General features: G+C 64.9%; 18 protein-coding genes. 12 read left to right on the forward strand and 6 right to left on the reverse strand.

Going from position 1 to position 19,153, the window contains the following annotated elements:
* Window positions 1–2 precede the first annotated feature (2 nt).
* The 3 genes from ACSFDB_RS07220 to glpA form a co-directional block, all read right to left on the reverse strand.
* Complete coding sequence (locus tag ACSFDB_RS07220) at window positions 3–1,343, reverse strand: anaerobic glycerol-3-phosphate dehydrogenase subunit C (protein ID WP_440770344.1); 1,341 nt, start codon at window positions 1,341–1,343, stop codon at window positions 3–5.
* A 136-nt stretch (window positions 1,344–1,479) separates the two neighbouring features.
* Window positions 1,480–2,778: a glycerol-3-phosphate dehydrogenase subunit GlpB gene (glpB, locus tag ACSFDB_RS07225; protein WP_440770345.1), complete on the reverse strand. Its 1,299-nt coding sequence runs from the start codon at window positions 2,776–2,778 to the stop codon at window positions 1,480–1,482.
* Between the two features lies 1 nt (window position 2,779).
* Window positions 2,780–4,528, reverse strand: coding sequence for an anaerobic glycerol-3-phosphate dehydrogenase subunit GlpA (gene glpA, locus ACSFDB_RS07230; protein ID WP_440770346.1), 1,749 nt, complete (start codon window positions 4,526–4,528; stop codon window positions 2,780–2,782).
* Window positions 4,529–4,834: 306 nt separating this feature from the next.
* Here glpA and glpK point away from each other — a divergent pair, with 306 nt between their 5' ends.
* Window positions 4,835–6,379 (forward strand): glycerol kinase GlpK, encoded by a 1,545-nt coding sequence (glpK, locus tag ACSFDB_RS07235; protein ID WP_440770347.1) that lies wholly within the window; start codon window positions 4,835–4,837, stop codon window positions 6,377–6,379.
* Window positions 6,380–7,342, forward strand: a complete 963-nt coding sequence (locus tag ACSFDB_RS07240; RefSeq protein ID WP_440770348.1) for a DUF7973 family transport facilitator — start codon at window positions 6,380–6,382, stop codon at window positions 7,340–7,342.
* 128 nt (window positions 7,343–7,470) lie between these two features.
* On the opposite strand, the gene ACSFDB_RS07245 is transcribed toward ACSFDB_RS07240, so the two are convergent.
* Entirely contained in the window at window positions 7,471–8,031 is a 561-nt protein-coding gene (locus ACSFDB_RS07245; RefSeq protein ID WP_440770349.1) for a universal stress protein, read from the reverse strand.
* Window positions 8,032–8,210: 179 nt separating this feature from the next.
* On the opposite strand from ACSFDB_RS07245, the gene ACSFDB_RS07250 reads away from it, so the two are divergent.
* The 9 genes from ACSFDB_RS07250 to ribB all read left to right on the forward strand — a co-directional run bounded on the left by ACSFDB_RS07250 (window position 8,211) and on the right by ribB (window position 15,816).
* Complete coding sequence (locus ACSFDB_RS07250; RefSeq protein ID WP_440770350.1) at window positions 8,211–8,636, forward strand: hypothetical protein; 426 nt, start codon at window positions 8,211–8,213, stop codon at window positions 8,634–8,636.
* 176 nt (window positions 8,637–8,812) lie between these two features.
* On the forward strand, window positions 8,813–9,013 hold the full coding sequence (locus ACSFDB_RS07255) for a hypothetical protein (protein ID WP_440770351.1): 201 nt from the start codon (window positions 8,813–8,815) through the stop codon (window positions 9,011–9,013).
* A 119-nt stretch (window positions 9,014–9,132) separates the two neighbouring features.
* Window positions 9,133–9,813, forward strand: a complete 681-nt coding sequence (locus ACSFDB_RS07260; RefSeq protein WP_440770352.1) for an HAD-IIB family hydrolase — start codon at window positions 9,133–9,135, stop codon at window positions 9,811–9,813.
* 101 nt (window positions 9,814–9,914) lie between these two features.
* Window positions 9,915–10,202, forward strand: coding sequence for a hypothetical protein (locus ACSFDB_RS07265; RefSeq protein ID WP_440770353.1), 288 nt, complete (start codon window positions 9,915–9,917; stop codon window positions 10,200–10,202).
* Window positions 10,203–10,338: 136 nt separating this feature from the next.
* A complete protein-coding gene (locus ACSFDB_RS07270) occupies window positions 10,339–11,562 on the forward strand; it encodes an outer membrane protein assembly factor BamB family protein (RefSeq protein ID WP_440770354.1) in 1,224 nt (407 codons plus the stop codon).
* Between the two features lie 288 nt (window positions 11,563–11,850).
* Window positions 11,851–13,080 (forward strand): RNA-guided endonuclease InsQ/TnpB family protein, encoded by a 1,230-nt coding sequence (locus ACSFDB_RS07275; RefSeq protein ID WP_440770355.1) that lies wholly within the window; start codon window positions 11,851–11,853, stop codon window positions 13,078–13,080.
* A 94-nt stretch (window positions 13,081–13,174) separates the two neighbouring features.
* Window positions 13,175–14,206 carry a 4-demethylwyosine synthase TYW1 gene (gene twy1 / locus ACSFDB_RS07280; RefSeq protein ID WP_440770356.1) on the forward strand — a complete coding sequence of 344 codons (1,032 nt, stop codon included), beginning with the start codon at window positions 13,175–13,177 and terminating at the stop codon, window positions 14,204–14,206.
* 192 nt (window positions 14,207–14,398) lie between these two features.
* Window positions 14,399–15,106 carry a DUF120 domain-containing protein gene (locus ACSFDB_RS07285; RefSeq protein ID WP_440770357.1) on the forward strand — a complete coding sequence of 236 codons (708 nt, stop codon included), beginning with the start codon at window positions 14,399–14,401 and terminating at the stop codon, window positions 15,104–15,106.
* Window positions 15,103–15,816 (forward strand): 3,4-dihydroxy-2-butanone-4-phosphate synthase, encoded by a 714-nt coding sequence (ribB, locus tag ACSFDB_RS07290; protein WP_440770358.1) that lies wholly within the window; start codon window positions 15,103–15,105, stop codon window positions 15,814–15,816. The genes ACSFDB_RS07285 and ribB overlap by 4 nt, the downstream gene beginning before the upstream one ends.
* Window positions 15,817–15,848: 32 nt before the next feature.
* Here the strand turns inward: ribB and ACSFDB_RS07295 are convergent, their stop codons facing one another.
* The gene (locus ACSFDB_RS07295) at window positions 15,849–16,217 is read right to left on the reverse strand and encodes a DUF7471 family protein (protein ID WP_440770359.1); all 369 of its coding nucleotides are present in this window, start codon (window positions 16,215–16,217) and stop codon (window positions 15,849–15,851) included.
* A 201-nt stretch (window positions 16,218–16,418) separates the two neighbouring features.
* Between ACSFDB_RS07295 and ACSFDB_RS07300 the strand changes: the two genes are divergently transcribed.
* On the forward strand, window positions 16,419–16,952 hold the full coding sequence (locus ACSFDB_RS07300) for a winged helix-turn-helix transcriptional regulator (RefSeq protein ID WP_440770360.1): 534 nt from the start codon (window positions 16,419–16,421) through the stop codon (window positions 16,950–16,952).
* 106 nt (window positions 16,953–17,058) lie between these two features.
* On the opposite strand, the gene ACSFDB_RS07305 is transcribed toward ACSFDB_RS07300, so the two are convergent.
* The gene (locus ACSFDB_RS07305) at window positions 17,059–19,152 is read right to left on the reverse strand and encodes a copper resistance CopC/CopD family protein (protein ID WP_440770361.1); all 2,094 of its coding nucleotides are present in this window, start codon (window positions 19,150–19,152) and stop codon (window positions 17,059–17,061) included.
* Window position 19,153: the final 1 nt, after the last annotated feature.

The following is a 19,153-nucleotide window of genomic DNA, read 5'->3' on the forward strand; positions in this document are numbered from 1 at the left end:
CCCTATGGCTCCCGTGATCCCTGGGCCGATTCGAGCGCCGTGCCGAGGAGCGCCGACTCGAGCACTTGGAGCGTGTGTTTGATTTCGTAGCCGGTGCCGTGGCCCATCTGCATCGAGCAGGTCGGACACTCCGTGAGCCCGGTCTCGGCTTCCGCCTCCTCCATGTGGTCGAACATCTCCTCGCCGATCTTCATCGACGTCTCGTAGTTCTCTTCTTTCCAGCCGTAGGTGCCGGAGATCCCCGAACAGGAGTCGCCGACGTCGTGTGCGTCGATGCCGTCGATTGCGTCTACCACTTCTATCGTCTGGCCATCGAGGCCCTGGTTACGTGAATGACACGGTGCGTGGTAGGCGAAGTCCTCGCCCTCGACGGAGGTGCCCTCGAGTTCGCCCTCGAGATCCTCGTGGACCCGCAGATACTCGATGGCGTCCCAGGTGTTCTCGGCAACGTCCTCCGTTCCCTCGAAGTCGAACAGTTCGGGGTACTCCTGGCGAAGCGACATCGAACAGGAACTGCAGGAGGCGATGATATCCGCGCCGTCTGCGAGTGCGGCCCCGAGTTCGCGGACGTTCGTCTCGGCGGCCCTGCGGGCATCGTCTAACATGCCGTTGGCGAACATCGGCGTCCCCGAACAGGACTGATCGGGGACCATGACCTCGTAGCCGAAGTGTTCGTAGACGCGGACCAGCGCCTTCCCGACTTCGGGGGTGTTGTAGTTCGAGTAGCAGCCGTGGAAGTAGGCGATGCGCTTGTCGGGGTTGTCGACGTTTGCGCCACCGCGTTTCGTCCACCACTCGCGGAACGTCTCCGTGGCGAACTCGGGGAACTCCCGCTCGCTCGTGATTCCGAGCGTCTTCTCGCCTAACCACTTCGTCACGGAGAGTCCCATCACGAAGTTCGCCGTTCGCGGGAACGTCGCCGCGATCGGGGCGAGACGGCGGTAGTTCGCGAGGATTCGGTTTCGGATGTACTCGCGGGAGAGTTTGTCCATGTTCTCCTCGACGTACTCCCCGCGTGCGGTGTTGTGCATCTGCGAGAGGGGAACCTCGGAGGGGCAGGCGCTGTCACAGCGCATGCAGTTCGAACACTTCATCACCGAGTCGTCGATGTCGTGGTCGTCCTGGCGTTTGAGTCGCCACTGCTCGGGCCCCTGGAACTTCGGGCCGGGGAACTCGTCGTCGACCTCCGCGACGGGACAGTTAGTGTCGCAGGTCGAGCACTTGTAGCAGTTGTCCGCGCCCGGACGGAGGTCCATGTCTTCGGCCTCGGGGAACACCTGGATCGGTTCGAACTCGTCGTCGCCCGGTACGTGGTCGTCGGTCGGTTGTTCTGCGTCGCTCATGAAGTCGAGATCACCACAGTCCGTTGGTTGCTGTCGGAACGGTCGCTCGAGCCGGTCGGTCGCCCGGTCGTACTCAAATCGGTCGGTCGCCTGCTCGCGCTCGAATCGGTCGATCGACGCACCGGTCTCGAGTCGGTCATTTGTCGCCCTCCTCGCCGGCCCGCGTTCCCGCGACGTAGCCCGTCGCGAGCGAGACGCCGGCACCGGACTTCTCGGCCGCGAAGTCGTACCCGCCCAGTACGGCACCGGCCGCTCGTAAGTTCGAAAACTCCGGTTCGTCGTTTGCGTCCAGCGGTCGGAGTTCGCGGTCAGCTGGAAGGCCGAAACGCGCGTACGGCTGCGCTCCGAAGACGTCGTCGACGAACCAGTCGTAGCGCTCCTCGGCGTGGGGGACGTGACACTCGAAGATCGGTTCGAACACCCGCTCGCGTTCGGAACGGACGCCCTTGCCGACCAGTCCACCCGTCGCGAGGACGTACTGGTCGGCGCGATAGGGGATTTCGGCGCCGTGGCGGTCGACGACGACGTGGTCGATACGGGCCTCCTCGCCCGACTCGCCCCCGGTCTCGTATCCGATCACCGGTACGCCGGACGCCGTTCGGACGCCCGCGTCCTCGAGTGCGTCGTACAGCAGATCCTCGAGTCGCATCCCCGGCAGGCTCGGCGGTCCCATCGGGACTTCGAAGACGTCGACGCCGAGTGCGTCCGCGAGGTCGGCTCGTACCTCGTCGGCGTGCTCGTCGCCCAAAATTGCGGGGAACCCGACGCGAGTTTCGCCTTCGAGGTGCTCGCGGACCGTCGTCGCGAGCGCCTCGCGCGCGCCGGTCTCGCCGTCGCCCGTCGTCACCGTCTCGTCGTGATCGAGCAGGTGGGCGTACCGGGTCACCTTCGCGTCGTCCCGAACGATGCCGGGGAACGAGACGGTGACGCCGCGGGCCGCAAACGGCGCGCCGGCGGCTGCGAGATGCTCGGCGGCCAGCGGCGCTTCGAAGTCCGTCAGCGTCTCGAAGCCGACGAGCAAGGTGTCTCGAACGTCGCTCGCCAGTCCGTCGGCCGTCGAAACCGGGTATCGCGCAGTCGGCTTGACGGTGCCGCCGTGGGTCGGGACGAGCGCGTTTGCGTCCGTGTGCGACCCCGCGTAGGCGTCGCCAGCGATCTCGTCGAAGAAGGCGAGCGCCTCGCGGACGGCCTCGCTGCCGACGCGCTCGTAGGGGTGGCCCTCGGGAAGATCCTCGAGTGTCTCGTAGGGATCGACGATCGGGCCCTCCCCTTCCGGCGTGTATCCGAGAATGTCGATCAGTCCGCTGGCGTGGCGCAGCGTGCTCTGTTTGTACGTGACGAGTCGAACCCGGACGTCCTGTTCTGCAGCCGCGAGCGCGGCCGTGGCGCCGGCGAGTCCGCCGCCGATGACGAGCACGTCGTCTTCGATCGCCATCTCAGCGGTCACCTCGGCCACTGCCTCGCTCTCGAGACCCGTCGCGGCCGCCGTCGGTGCGCGGCTCCGCTGTCGGTTGACCGGCGTCGAACGCGTCGTACTCCAGTGCGCCCGGATCGTCTTCGTTCGCCGGATCCCGGTCCCGGTTCATCGTCGTCGCGTGGAGGGCGTAGTTGAGCATCGCCTGCGAGAGCTGTTCGCCCCAGAGGGCGTGTCGCTCGCCCTTCCAGCGCTCCTGAAAGAGTTCGTCGAGCGACGCGCGGACCGTCGCCTCGTCGTACTCGGGGTGGAGCTCGTTGGCCATGTTCGCACAGCAAAAGCCCCCTTGACAGTTGCCCATCGAGGCTCGGGTTCGGATGCGGACCGCGTTCAGGTCCGATCCCGACTGGCAGATCGCGTCCTGGACTTCTGCGCGCGTCACGCCCTCACATTGACAGATGACGGGGTTCGCTTCGTTCGTGTTCAGGACGTCGCTCGCCCGACTGCCGAGTCGCTGTTTGCTCCGGCGAGCGACCGGCGAGCGGAGGCCGAAGTCGTCCATGCCGGCCTCGAGCGTCTCGATGTTCTCGCTGCCGGGCAACGGCTCGTCGGCCGTCGCACAGGAGGCGTTCACGCCCAGCTTCTCGCAGACGTGGTTCGAAATCTCCTCGGCCATCGCCCGATAGGTCGTGAACTTCCCGCCGACGATGCTGGACATCCCCGAGACGCCGTCGCGGTCGTCGTGATCGAGCAGGAAGAAATCCCGCGTGATGTCCGTCGGGTCCTGCGTACCGGTTCCCGGCGGTTCGTACAGCGGGCGGACGCCCCAGAACGAGCGGATCGTTCTCGCTTCCTCGAGGATCGGGACGAGTTCCGAGAGCGTGTCGATCATCTGGTCGACCTCCCACCGCTCTTCGGGGTAGTCGTCCGGATCGGAGACCTCCTCGTCCGTCGTGCCGAGGATCGCCGTCGTCTCGTGGGGGACGACGATGTCGGCGTCACCCTTCGGTTTGCAGCGGTTGATCACGGTATCGACCTGTCGGACGTTCATGATCGTCATGACGCCCTTGGAGGGGCGAACCTCGACCTCGAGATCCGCCATCGCGCCGATCTGGCCGGCCCACGCGCCCGTCGCGTTGACGACGTACTCGGCGGTGATCTCCTCGGTCGTTCCGGCGGCGTTGTGCGTTCGTTTGCCCGGACCCGACTCGTGGCGCACCTCGACGCCGTAGATGTCGTCGCCGTCGCGCAGGAGGTCCACCACTTCGGCGTGGGTCTCGACGCGCGCGCCGTGGTTCTCCGCATCGAGCGCGTTCGCGACGCAGAGTCGGAACGGATCGACCGCGCCGTCGGGGACCTCGATCGCGCGTTTGACGTCTTTCGCGAGATAAGGTTCGACCTCGCGGGCTTCCCGACCCGAGAGGACGCGCGCGGGGATTCCACAGTCCCGACAGCCCTCGAGTTTCTCCCGGAAGTAGTCGTCCGAGTCCTCCGGACGCTGGACGAACAGGCCGCCGGTCATCTCGACGCAGTGGCCCGCGATATCCCGGAGGATTTCGTTCTCTTCGATACACTCGGTCGCACTGGCCTGATCCGACACGGCGTATCGGCCGCCGCTGTGTAAGAGACCGTGCATGCGGCCAGTCGTCCCGTCTGTTAGGTTTCCTCGTTCGACGAGGGTTACGTCGAGCCCGCGCATCGCCAGATCCCTGGCGATACCACAGCCCGTCGAACCGCCCCCGAGAACGAGAACCTCGGTGTGGTCTGCCATCCCTTCGTTCGTACACTAGGCCCCCCTACTCTTTATTTTATCGACGGTCGGCTAACGCCCGTAACAACTGTCAGCGATTGGTGAATGTTATCATAGGTTATGGAGTGGCTACGATCGGAAACCGCGTTTAGCCGCTTATTGCTGGCTCGTAGTATCTCGTACGAACAATGAAACCGGGGGTATGATGATATTATTATGAATACAATATTATGCTTGCAGTAACATTTATAATGATAGTGGATATTGTTTACCACTATCACGCGACCACCAGTAAACTCGCGTGGACAGCACAAGGGGTGACTACCAGTGACAGATAATACCTACGTCGGTGCGGTAGATCAAGGGACGACTGGGACGCGCTTCATCGTGTTCGATCACGGTGGGCAGGTCGTCGCGAACGCATACGAAAAACACGAACAGATTTACCCGGAACCCGGATGGGTCGAACACGACCCGATGGAGATCTGGGAGAATACGAAAAGCGTCATCACGCAGGCGCTCGGGCAGGCGGGCATCAGCCCCGACCAACTCGAGGCCATCGGCGTAACCAACCAGCGCGAAACGACGCTGCTGTGGGACGCCGACTCCGGACGCCCGGTCCACAACGCCATCGTCTGGCAGGATCGACGAACGACCGACCGCGTCGAGGAGCTCGAGGAAGACGGACTGGTCGGCACCATCCGCGAGAAGACCGGTCTCGAGGCAGACGCCTACTTCTCCGCGACGAAAGCGGAGTGGCTGCTCGACAACGCCGATCCGATCAAACTCGAGCGCTCGCGGCCCGAGGATATCCAGGACCGCGCCGAGAAGGGCGAGGTGCTCTTCGGAACGATCGATACGTGGCTCATCTACAACCTCACGGGCAACCACATCACCGAGGTCACGAACGCCTCGCGCACGATGTTGTACAACATCCACGACCTCGAGTGGGACGACGAACTCCTCGACGAGTTCAACGTTCCCGAAGCGATGCTCCCGGAGGTTCGCCCCTCGAGCGACGACGAGACCTACGGCACGACCGATCCTGAGGGCTTCCTCGAGGCCGAGATTCCCGTCGCGGGTGCGCTCGGCGACCAGCAGGCGGCCCTGTTCGGCCAGACCTGTTTCGACGCCGGCGACGCGAAGAACACCTACGGCACGGGTTCGTTCTTCCTGATGAACACCGGCAACGAGGCCGTCGAGAGCGACCACGGGCTGCTAACGACGATCGGCTTCCAGCGCTCCGGCGAGGACGTCCAGTACGCCCTCGAAGGATCGATCTTCATCACGGGGGCCGCGATCGAGTGGCTCGAGGATCTGACGCTGATCGACGACCCGGCGGAGACGGCTGAACTCGCCCGGAGCGTCGACTCGACCGACGGCGTCTACGTCGTCCCCGCGTTCACGGGACTCGGCGCGCCCCACTGGGACCAGCGCGCACGCGGGACCATCGTCGGGATGACTCGCGGCACGCGCAAAGAGCACATCGTCCGGGCGACCCTCGAGTCGATCGCCTACCAGACCCGCGACGTCGCCGAAGCGATGGAGGCCGACTCGGGGATCGACATGACGAGTCTGAAGGTCGACGGCGGCGCGGTCAAGAACAACTACCTCTGTCAGCTCCAGTCCGACATCATCGGCTCGGAGATCGTCCGTCCGGTCGTCGACGAGACGACGGCGCTCGGCTCGGCGTACGCAGCCGGGCTGGCCGTCGGCTACTGGGACGACGTCGACAGCCTGCGCGACAACTGGCAGATCGACCGCGAGTTCGATCCGAAGATGGACAGCGACCAGGCAGACGAGCAGTACGCCCGCTGGCAGACCGCGGTCGACCGATCGCTCGACTGGGCTCGCGACGGAGGGAGCGAATAGATGGTACTCGAGACAGCGTTAGGCGATCCGGTGTTCTGGATGGCCGCCCTGGCCGGCGGGGCCTTCGGTGCGGCGATCGGTGCCCTGCCGGCGTTCGTCTTCACCGGTTTCATGGTCATCGCCGGTGAGGCGGCAGCGTTCGCCGGTGGCGGAGAAGAGATCACCGGAGCGATCGGCTTCGGGCCGATCTTCGGCCCGCACATCGCCTTCGCGGGCGGTGCGGCCGCAGCGGCGTACGCGGCAAAGCAAGGGTATCCGGAGCTCGACGACGGAAAAGATATCGCCAGTGCGCTTGGCACACACCGTATCGACGTGCTGGCAGTCGGTGCGATTTTCGGCATTTTCGGGTTTGCGGCCACCGAACTACTCAATTACGTCGGGTTCGGAACCGACAACATCGCGCTGATAGTGTTCGTCTCGGCGCTCGTCCACCGCGTCGTCTTCGGCTACGACATCATCGGCGAAGTCTACGGGGACAACATCTTTGACATGAGCCCGGCCGAGCGCGACGAGGAGAACGCGCCCGGGATCTGGCTGCCGTGGCAGTACAAGTGGAGCGGCGTCGCGTCGATCGGGATCATCGGCGGTCTCATCGGCGGCTTCGTCTTCCTCGTCACGGACAGTGTCGTACTGGTGTTCGGTATCAGTGCGGCCAGTCTGGTGTTCCTCAACTGCGGCGTCGACAACTTCCCGGTAACGCATCACATCACGCTTCCCGGCGCCCTCGGTGCGTTCGGCGCGCTCTCGGCCGGGATGGGCGAGCCCATCGTGATGCTCTTCGCGCTCGGCTTCGGCGTCTTTGGGGCGCTCATGGGCGAAGTCTGTAACCGTGTTTTCTACGCACACGGCAAGACACACGTCGACCCGCCGGCGTTCGGCATCGCCGCGTCGGGGCTGCTCGCGACACTGATGGTCGCAATCGGCGTCTTCGACGCCTCCATCTGGCCAACGTTCGGCATCTGATAGCGACACCGCCCATACCGGCGGCTCGCTCTTTTTCGATTTCCGTACGTGCGACCCCGCGTTGGCGGTCGCAGACGTGATCGCGCTACCGGCTATTTTTCGGGCGGACGACGGTTCGATTGACCCCGTCAGGTAGCCTCTTCGCCCTTCGGCGACTCGGCATCGTCTCGGACCGTAACGACGGGGACGTCGGACATTCGGACGACTTTCTCCGTCACGCTCCCGAGCAGGTATCGGTCGACGCCGCGCCTGCCGTGCGTTCCCATGACGACGAGATCGATATCCGCGTGGTCGGTGTACGCGAGGATAACCTGATACGGGTCACCGACGTGAATGACCCCTTCCGTTTCGACTCCTTCGAACTGTCCCTCTACCACCTCGACGATCTCGATCGCCCGCTCTCGGACTTCGTCGTGGAGCTCTTCGTGATCGCCGCCGAGCATTCCCGACCGCGTCTCGTCGGAGTCGCCGCCGAGCATTCCCGACCGCGTCTCGTCGGAGTGTCCACCGAGCATTCCGGACGGCGACCGTTCGGCGTCACCGTCGCCCCTATAGCCGACGTACGACGAGTTGACGACGTGCAGTACGTGGACGGTCGCGTCGTACCGCTCCGCCAGGTCCCTCGCGTGCTCGATCGCCGCGCTAGCGCCACTGCTCCCGTCTGTCGGAAAGAGGATATCGGTGTACATGATTCGACCCAAAGCGAACTCTTGGGCCGATCCCTACCAGCACCACCGCAATAGAGCTTGGGGGGTGTATTGCAAGCGCCGTTAGGAAGATCGACTCTCGAGTCGGAACTCGAGCGTTCGACCGGAACTCCGACCCCGGTCGAGAACAATTATGTGGATAGACTCACTTTCTCTGGCACATGCCCGAGTCCGAGTCGCCGTCCCCGTCCGAACTGGAGTTCACCGAACGAATGCAACGGGCGGATCGGTGGAGCAAGTGGATCGCGATAGCGCTGACGTCTGGGTTCTTTTTCGTGACGCTGCTGCTCACGACCAACGTCGAATTCAGTGCGGTCGTCGCGGCGGCCATGGGTATCGGGGTACGATTCGTCATCCCCTACCGGGTCACTATCTCCCGTCCTCCCGACGAACGCGAGCCACTCGTCGCAGACCAAAGGGCCGTGCAGTTTCACCACGGTGCGGCCGGCGGCGCCCTGATACTCAGTTCCGTCGCCGCGGCCGTCGTGACGGTCGCCAGCGGGGAGTCGACCACGGGGCTGGTGGCGGGCGGAGTCGGACTGGTCGTCGCCTACGTCGCGTTCTCGAAGGCGTTCCCCAGCGCCTGACGGTTTCGCTGGACTCGAGTGCGCTGCTGGATTCGTTTTGGCGTGTGGATACCGCATTCGAACTCGTACGTTGGCGTCTATCCTCCTCTGCAAACGTCTCCGTCGGCATACCTCCCCGCTCCGTCGGTACTGAATCGACCACAACTGATTTACGAGTGCGATTGCCTTTGAATCATATGTTTAGCCAGCTCGAGCTCGCGAGACGCGACGGCCGAAACCTCCTGCTCGTTCTCGCGATCATGATTCCCGTCCTGTTTTTCGTCGCCGACGGAGCGCTAGAGGCTCGAGTCGTCGCGGCCGTCCTCGGTGGCGTCCTCACGGCGGTGACGTTTCTCGCGGTGACGATCGCGATCAACCGGTTCGGACCGGACTATTGAGCGCCGAACGCGAGACGAAACGTCGCTGATCGAGCCTGACCGAGGGAGGAACAGACGCTGGCGGAGATCCGGCCGCCGTCGGTCACAGCATCTTTATTCTCACTCGCCAACAGCCAGCTATGACCATCCCACCGCTCGCCCTCGACATCGACGGCACGCTCACCCGTCCCGACGGGTGGGGGATCGACCCGCGCGTCTTCGATCCGCTCCGCGACTGGGACGCCCCCGTCGTGATCGCCACCGGGAAGGCGTTCCCCTACCCCGTCGCCCTCTGTCACTTTATCGGGATTCCGGAACTCGTCGTCGCCGAGAACGGCGGCGTGGTCTACACCGGCGACGACGTCTTCTTCACCGCCGACCGCGAGGCCGCCCAAGCCGTCGTCGAGGACTACCGCGCCGCCGGCTACTCCCCCGGCTGGGGGGCCGAAAACACCGTCAACCGCTGGCGCGAGACGGAAGTCGCAGTCAACTTGGACCAGCCCGTCGGCCCGCTGCGCGAGATCGCCGCCGAGCACGGCCTCGAGGTGATCGACACCGGCTACGCCTACCACGTCAAGGACACGACGCCGAACAAGGGCGACGGGCTCGGGACGATCGCCGACCACGTCGGTTTCGACCTCGAGGCGTGCGTCGCCGTCGGCGACTCGGTCAACGACGTTTCGACGTTCCAGGCCGTCGGCCGGAGTTTCGCCGTGGCGAACGCCGACGAGACGGCGAAGGCCGCAGCCGACGAAGTGCTCGAGGAGAGTCACGCCGACGGGACGTTGAGCGTGCTCGAGCGGGTTCGCGGGTCCGCGTAATCCGGTACAAATAGCGGGGTCATCGCGACCGCGCTCACCGACCGAAGCGCCGTTCGATGGGGACTCAGAACGCTTTTCTTCCGGCCGCCGAACCGTTAGGTATGGTCACAGACACGCTCGTCGCCGTCTTCGGTGTCGTGACGACGGTCGCGCTCTTCGCCGTGGCCCACTGGGACGCGAGCCGCGTCGAGTTCTCGAGACCGCGACTGTGGGCCGCCATCGTGGCGGCTCCCTTCGCGGTCGGGATTGGACTCTATCTCTTCGTGCCGACGGCCCCGATGACCGGCGTCATTATGACCGCCAACACCGGACTCGTCCTCTACGGCTTCGAGCGGGAAGTCTCGACCGAGGACGAGGAGCCGGCCGAGCCGGGTGAACTGCTCGAGTAGCGGATCGAGACGAGCCACGTCTCCTCCGAGACGGACTCGAGACGCCGACCGATCGTCCGTACCGCCCAGATCGAATCTCGCTTGTAGGGCACGTGACAACGAAAGAACTATTTTTCACCCTCGACTCGACGAGCGTATGCCCGTCACACGCCGTCGAGCACTGGTTGCCATCGCCGCAGCGGGCGGCGTCGCCGGGTGTACGGATCGGCTTTTCAGCGACGAGTCCGACGACATGTCGCCGGCTGACCGCCGCGTTGCTGCATCGTACGAACCGGACGCCGGCGAGTGGATCCGCGCGAGTCGCTCGTTCGCCAACGATCTGGTTTCCACCACGGCGCAACCGCCGCGGGACGAGCCGAGCGAACGGTGGGCCGCAGGGGACAGCGCCACCACCAGTATCGTCGTCGCCGACGGCGTCGTCTTCGCTGGTGGACGGACCGGTCTCGAAGCCCGACGGCTCGAGGACGGCGACCTTCGCTGGGACGACGACGAGAGCGTCGTTTTTCTCGCCGCGATCGACGGTCGGTGTTACGTCGCCAACAGCGAGGCACTCGTGGCTCTGGATGCCGAAACGGGCGACGTGGTGTGGCGGCACGAATTGGCCGACAACAGCCGGATTCGGTCGTTTCTCGAGGTCGAGGGAACGGTCTACTACACGGCCGACGGAGATCTACACGGCCTGCACGCTGACACCGGTGACCGCCGATGGACCGTCGACGGTAAGGGCCGGGACGGGACGCTCGCACTCGCTGACGGCACGCTTCACTGGACGACAATGCAGACACATCGGCTGCTCGAACCGGAAGGCGCCTCTCGACCGAGCGAGCGATCGACGATCCCCCTCGACGGGTACGATTCGCGCATCCGTCCCTTGGAGCCTGCGGTCGTCGACGGAACGATCGCTCTGGGCGGGTTCGACGAAGACTTCCGGCACGGGGCTCCCGTGAGATCACTCTCGTCACGGGGGACGATCTGGAGCCGTCCGTTCGAACCGTACGTTCCGACTCCCGCGATGGTCGGGAGTCGTCTGCTCGCCACCGGCTACGACAACAGGTCGAACGGCGGACTCGACGAAAGTACCGTCGCATCGTTCGACCTCGAGACCGGTGATCCCCACTGGGAGACGGCCGTTCCCGAACCGGTCGGCCCGCCCGCCGTCGCTAACGGAGTAATCTACACGGGCGGGGGCCACCCGAACAAGTCGGCGACCGAGACCGGACACCTGTTCGCACTCGATGTCGAAACGGGCGACGTCCGCTGGGACATCGAAACCGACGGCGCCTCCGCCGGGCATCCGCTCGCGCTCGTCGACGACGTCGTCGTTCTCGGAACGAGAGCGGGCGTGGTCGTCCTCGAGTAGCCGGCGAGTCTCACTGCCGGCCCGCACACGGGTTTTCGCTGGCAGCCCACCTTTCAACAGCGAGAGAGTCCCCGCCGTTTACGGCGTTGACGAGACGCGGAGCGTCTCGTTCGCACACCAGAACGCGGAGCGTTCTGGGGACGTCCTCAGAAATCTCTGATTTCTGATGGGCCTCGCAAACCTTCGGTTTGCTCAACGGGCGGGAATCGCGTACGCTTTGTTACGTAACCGGCGTATTACGGCTGGCCAACTCCCCCAATCCTTATAATACTACACCACACGTGGTATGTGACATTGAAGCGTACCGCCTGCGTCAAACTCGCCATCCCGGACGACCGGCGGGACGACCTCAAACGGACGATGCTGACGTTCCGAGAGGTCGCCCAGCGGTTCGCAGATCGGGGCTGGGAACGCGACGAGGACGGCTACGTTATCACATCCAGAACGCGCCTGCAGTCACTCGTCTACAAACAAGTTCGCGAGGACACTGGTCTGCACTCGGACTTGTGCATCGGTGCGGTCAACCTCGCGGCCGACAGTCTTCGGAGTGCGGTCGAACGGATGAAGGCCGGCAAGAACGCCGGCAAACCGACGTTTACTGCGCCAACTGTAGAGTACAACACCAACGCGGTGTCGTACTTCACGGACGGCGACGAGCCGGGTTACTGCACGCTCGCGGCCTACGGCGGCCGGGTTCGTGCCGAGTTCGTCTATCCACCCGGCGAAGACTGCCCGCAAGCGCGGTATCTCGACACCGACGAGTGGAGGTCAAAGGGCGCGACACTGCACTACGACCGCGACGACGGCGAGTACTACCTCCACGTTACGGTAGAACACGACGAACCGGAAACGGAGTTGGGAGAGGCCGAGAACGGAACGGTTCTCGGCGTAGATTTAGGCGTGGAGAATATCGCTGTCATGAGCACGGGGACGTTCTACTCCGGCGGGCTGTTCAATCACCGCCGAGACGAGTACGAGCGAATCCGTGGATCGTTGCAACAGACTGGCACGGAGTCGGCACACCGAACCATCGACCAGATGGGAGACCGCGAACGGCGGTGGAACAACGACGTACTGCACCGAATCTCGAAGGCCATCGTCCAAGAGGCGATAGCGCACGACTGTTCTCACATCGCCTTCGAGGACCTCACCGATATTCGTGACCGAATGCCCGGCGAAAAGAAGTTTCACGGATGGGCGTTCCGTCAACTGTACGAGTACGTCGAGTACAAAGCCGCCGAGTTCGGCATCTCGACTACACAAGTCGATCCGGCGTACACGTCCCAACGCTGCTCGAAGTGTGGGACGACGCTCCGCGAGAACCGAACGTCACAAGCCGAGTTCTGTTGTCAGAAGTGTGGCTACGAGGTTCACGCGGACTACAACGCCGCGAAAAACGTTGCAACGAAACTACTCCGGTCGGGGCAGAAGTCTCCGTCCGGAGGGGCGACTAATCAACTCGCCCTGAAGTCGGGAACGCTGAACGGGAACGGCGAATTTACGCCTGCCTCTTCATAGGCCAGACCGGGAGTTCACCGACAAACGCCCGCCTTCAGGCCAGGGAAGTTGATACCACACGCCTTTTGTCCGCCCCCGTTCAAGCGAGGGCAACATGAGCGATTCCGCCGATGCAGGCGTCGACCCCGGGACCGACGCCGACACCGACGAGGGCGACGACGGCGGCCCGATGCAGGTCTCGAGTCCGGACTACCACAGCGAGAACCACACGGCCGCCCAGACCTGCGGCTGGACGGCCAACGCCTTACGCGGCGAGGGGAAGTGTTACAAGAACATCTACTACGGGATCGAGTCCCACCGCTGCATCCAGATGACGCCGGTCGTTCGGTGTAACGAACGCTGCGTCTTCTGCTGGCGCGACCACCAGGGTCACTCCTACGAGATGGACGACGTCGAGTGGGACGACCCAGAGGCGGTCGTCGACGCCTCGCTGAAACTCCAGAAGCGACTCCTCTCCGGCTTCGGCGGCAACGACGAGGTGCCCCGCGAGGTGTTCGAACAGTCGATGGAGCCGCGCCACGTCGCGATCTCGCTCGACGGCGAACCGTCGCTCTACCCCTACCTGCCGGAACTCATCGACGCGTTCCACGACCGCGACATCACGACCTTCCTCGTCTCCAACGGCACCCGGCCCGAGGTGCTGCGGGAGTGCGATCCTACACAGCTGTACGTCAGCGTCGACGCCCCCGAACGCCACACCTTCGACAACGTCGTCGGCGCGATGGAAGACGACGCCTGGGAGAAGCTCCTCGAGACGATGGACGTCCTCGCCGAGAAGGACGAAACCCGTACCGTGCTCCGGACGACGCTCGTCAAGGGCGAGAACATGCACCACCCCGATTGGTACGCCGGCTTCTACCAGCAGGCCGATCCGGACTTTATCGAGATGAAAGCGTACATGCACGTCGGCCACTCGCGGGGTCGACTCGACCGCTCGGCGATGCCCGACCACGAGGAGGTCGTCGAGTTTACGGAACGGATCGGGGAGTACATGCCCGAGTTCACGGAGGTAAAGGACGTGCCGGCCTCCCGCGTCGCCTTGCTCTCGAAGACCAAAGACACCTGGGTGCCGAAACTGAAGAAAGACAGCGAGTTCTGGGAGCGCGACCCGGTCACCGGCGACTGAGACGAGCCTCGGCTAGCCCCTAAATCCCGACTGCTCGAGTACTGTACCAGTTCGCCGAGAACCACCGGTGGCTTTTTGCATCGACTCCCCAACGGTCTGGTACCGGCGATAAACGCTCGCCAACTCCATCACAGTTCTGTTACGCATACCACATTCGGTATGCTTTTAGGTAGCTGTCCCATAGCGTTCGGTATGTCAGTGTCAGCCGAGTCTGCCGTCGGGCACGACGAACTCGCCGTGCTCAAACTGCTCGCGCTCGAGGGCGGCCTCGAGGGCGACGTCAAGATCTCCTGTTCTCACCTCGCAGAACGACTGAATGCGTCGAACCAGACCGCCTCGCGACGGCTTCAGCGACTCGAGAGCGCCGACCTGCTCGAGCGCGATACCGTCAGCGACGGCCAGTGGGTGGCGATCACCGACGAGGGCGAGCGCGCGCTCCACGCCGAGTACGAGGACTACCGTCGCATCTTCGAGACGGACTCGGAGATCGAACTCGACGGCACCGTCACTAGCGGGATGGGTGAGGGCCGTCACTACATCTCCCTGTCGGGCTATATGCGGCAGTTCGAGGAGCGTCTCGGTTACGAGCCGTTCCCCGGCACCCTGAACGTCGACCTGCGGGAGGACAGCGTCCGCCGACGCAGCGCTCTCGCCTCGCTCGAACCGGTCCCGATCGACGGCTGGGAGGACGACGAGCGGACCTACGGGCCGGCGGTCTGTCACCGGGCGACGATCGAGACAGCCGAGGGGGAGCGCTACGAGGACGCTCACATCATCGCGCCCGAGCGAACCCACCACGACGAGGACCAACTCGAGGTCATCGCGCCGGAGAAACTGCGCGAGACGCTCGATCTCGAGGACGACGATCACGTCACCGTCTACGTGGGTGATCGACGATGACCGGCCACCACGCCGGAACGCGATCGAACGCGGGCGGGGGTGACGGAACCGGTTCGACGGCGACGGCCGACTCGGTCGAAGACGCCCTCGACGCGCTCCGAGCCGGCGAACCCGTGCTCGTCCACGACGCGGCCGACCGCGAGGGGGAGACGGACCTGATCTACCACGCCGACGCGGTCACACCCGAGGCCGTCGCTCGCCTGCGAAACGACGCTGGCGGTCTCGTCTGCGTCGCCCTCGGCCACGACCTCGCGGAGGCGTTCGACCTCCCCTTCTACACCGACGAGGTCGACCACCCCGCGAGCGGCGATCACGAACTCGGCTACGACGAGCGCTCGTCGTTCTCGCTGACGGTCAACCACCGCGACACCTACACAGGGATCACGGATAACGATCGGTCGCTGACGATCCGGGCGTTGGGTGCGGCTGCAGGCGCACCCGCGGAGACCGACTTCGCGGCGGAGTTCCGCGTGCCCGGGCACGTCCACCTGCTCAAGGCCGCGCCCGATCTCGTCGCCCAGCGCGAGGGGCACACCGAACTCGGCGTCGCCCTCGCCGAGGCCGCCGACCTCTCGCCCGCCGTCGTCGTCTGCGAGATGTTGGACGACGAAACCGGCGAGGCGCTGACCCCCGTCGACGCCCGCGCCTACGCGGATCGCCACGACTTTCGCTATCTCGAGGGCAGCGACGTCCTCGAGCGACTCGGCTAGAGGTGCTGTGGATCGAACTGCCGAACTACGGCTCAATCGCCGTCCAGTTCGGACGTCGTCCGTTCAGTCTCCGTCTCAGTGCCGTTCGTCGGGCCGCTTCGATACACCGCGTACAGGATGAGCACGGCAATCGTAAAGTCGAGACCGTGTTCGACGAGGTGGTGAATCGTCATCGGGACGAGTCCGAAGGCAGTTCCGAGTCCGACGACCGATCGGAGCGCGAGGAGTCCGAGCACGACCGTGATCAGCAGATAGCGCATCGACCGCCGCCGCGAGTAGGCGACGACGCCACAGCAAAAGAGGATCGTCGTCCCGACGACGGCGAGAACGAGCACGGCGAGTAACACCGGAGCCAGCTGCGGATCCAGCCACGGGATGTCGAAGGGACTCGTGTGATCCATCTACACGACGCTACATGGCATGTGAGCTACCTATGTGCTTCGGTCGGCTCCGTCTCCCGCTCGAACCGACGGGACGGGTCATATGACGGTTCTTATCTGTTGGGAACGATCAAAAGCCGTTATCAAGTTCCCAGCGCTAGTCGGTGATAGCAGCCATCTCTCGGTCACACGAGCGGTGAATACGGAGACAGATCGATTCCCATGAGCGATACTCGAGACCAAATCAGGGCCCACGTCCGATCGAACGCCGGCATCCACTTCAACGAACTCGTCCGGGAGTCGGCGTACGCGCCAGGACAGATTCAGTATCACATCCGTCGATTGATCGACGCTGGTGACCTCGTCCGCGAGGAATGCTACGGCCAGACTCACTACTATCCGCCAGCGTACGACGCGTGGGAGCGCGGTGCGCTCGCGCTGTTCCGCCGCGAAACCGTCCGGGAAGTCGTCGTCTACCTGATCGAGCACGAGCCGTGTCGGCCCGCCACGGTCGCCGAGGACCTCGAGATCGCCCGGAGCACGCTCGAGTACCACCTCGATCACCTGGTCGAACGCGAGATCGTCGACAAGACCTACGACGAGCGCAACCGCGTCACGCTCTCGCTCGCGAATCCGGAGCGAACCGCGCCGCTGCTCTCGGACGTGACCCCGACGGTTCCCGACCGACTCGTCGATCGATTCACCCGACTCGTCGACGGGTTGCTCGAGGGGACGTCGAGCTCGGGGCAGACGTAGCCGTCGGACTCGACATCGACGATTCGAATCGAGCGGTCCTAACGATTCGAATCGGAAGGAGCGGCGAACTGTAGTCCTCGAGTGAAGTGAACGGACCGCCGCTGTTTCAACTGTTTCGACGCCGAAGTTGGAGCCCTTCGACGGCGACCGCGAGCGAACCGGCGACCACGGTTGCGACGGCACCGAACTCGAGCAGCGTTTGAAACGGCGACGCCTCGTCGGCGGAGCCGTGGTCGTGGTCTGCGTGATCGTCCGCTTCGTGATCGTGTTCGTCCGCTTCGTGATCGTGACCGTCTCCATCGTGATCGTGGTCCGCGTGGTCGTGTTCCTCCGCACCGTCGTCGTGTTCTGCGTGTTCGTCTGCAGGATGGGCGGTCGCATCGATCCACTCGCTGACGTAGGAGCCGCCGGGCGAACCGGTGACGCGAAGCTCCCACTCGCCCGCGTCGGGAAGCGGCTGGACCGTCGCGTACGTGCCGTCGTCGGTCTCCTCGAGTTCGACTTCGATCTCCGTACCATCCCCGCCGCTTGCCAGCAGCCGAACTGGCTGTTCGGAGTCGACCGGGGAGCCGTTCTCGAGGAAAGCGACCTCGAAGACGATCGGCTCGTTCGCTCGAAGCTCGAACGACTCGTCGGTCGACTCGTTGGCGGCCGGGAGCGCCGACACTTCGACGAGCACGTCGTCGTACTCGTACTCGATGGTCGCTTCGATCGGTTCGTCGCCGTCCGCACCCGCGACCGCGGCCGTCGGGGCGGACGTGAGCAGTCCCGAGAGCAACAGGACGACGACCAGCAGCGTGACCTCGAGCCGGACGGCTCGAGCGATCCGCGCGACCGTCGGCTGCCGGCCGCTTCCGTCGCTTCCGCCGTCCGTGCTTGCCGGGCGCGAACCGTCGACCGCGTCCGTCGGCAGGGGTGACTCGAGTCGACTCAGGAGAACGTATCGGGTGAGGCCGCCGAGCGCGAGCGCGGCGGCAACGAGGATCAGTTTCGCAGCCAGAACGAGGCCGTAGAACGTGTCCGTGAGACCGCTGGCGGTCGGGACGTGCCACGACGCCAGGACGAACCCCGTCCCGACGACGAACGTGACGCCGACGAGCGCGAGGATCGAGAACCGGCGGATCGTCCCCGCGAGCAAGACGGGACGGTCCTCGGGGTGTGCGTTCCGAACCGTCGGCACGACGACGAACGCGAGGACGGCCAGCCCGCCGACCCAGAGGCCGGCGCCGACGACGTGGACGAAATCGACGACTGTGCCGCTCAGCCGATCGATCGCGGTTGCTGAGTGACTCGTCCACGCGATCGTTCCCGCGACGGCCAGCGCCCCGACGAGCGTTCCGGCCAGCGCTCCGCGTCGCGGGAGGCGCCCGCGAGCTAGCGCCCCCACGATCCCGGCGACACCGATGGCGAGAGCCACTTGCACGAGCCAGACCTCCCCGAGCGGCGTCTCCGTGAACTGGACGATCGTCTCGGTCGAGAGCGGCCCGAGTGCCGTGCTCCGAGCGAGTCCGAGCGCGATCGATCCCAGAACCGTGAGCCCGGCGGCGCCGGCGAGGAGCGTGCCGATCCGTCCGTCGATCCGTTCTCGCTGCGCCGCGTCCGCTCGAGCGAACGCCGGACCGACCGCGACGGTTGCGACCGCCGGAATCCCGATCAGGCCGGCGACGCCGACGAGCAACAGCGCCTTCGCCCCCGCCTCGAACGGCGGAACCGACTCGTCTTCGTCGCCCTCGCCTCCCTCTTCGTAGGCCTCGAGAACGGCGTCGCGGTCGAGCGGTTCGTCGCCGACGGCGAAGAAGAACGAGCCGGCGGTGGTGTGGCCGTCGTCGGCGAGTATCTCCCAGTCGACGGTGTACATTCCGTCCTCGCCGTCGGCGTCGTCGATCGGCACGCGGACGATCTGGTTGTCCTCGTCGTCGATTTCGGACTCGCTCGAAACCGGCTCACCGTCCGGGCCCTCGACGACGATATCGGCGTTGACGACGCCGTCTCCCGAAAAGTAGAGGGTGACCTCCTCGGGGACGTCGTCGAGCTGTTCGCCGTTTCCGGGGTCGGAGTCGCTCAGGTAGGCGTGGGCCGCGACCGGGGTCGCGACGAGTCCGATCGCGAGCGCCATCACGACGAGCACGACGAGCACCGACGCGAGTAGCGACGTCCGAGAGAGCGGGCCGCCGCCGTCGACCAACGGTGTCGAGTCCATC

This window comes from Natronorubrum amylolyticum, from assembly GCF_052040145.1.
GTDB lineage: Archaea > Halobacteriota > Halobacteria > Halobacteriales > Natrialbaceae > Natronorubrum.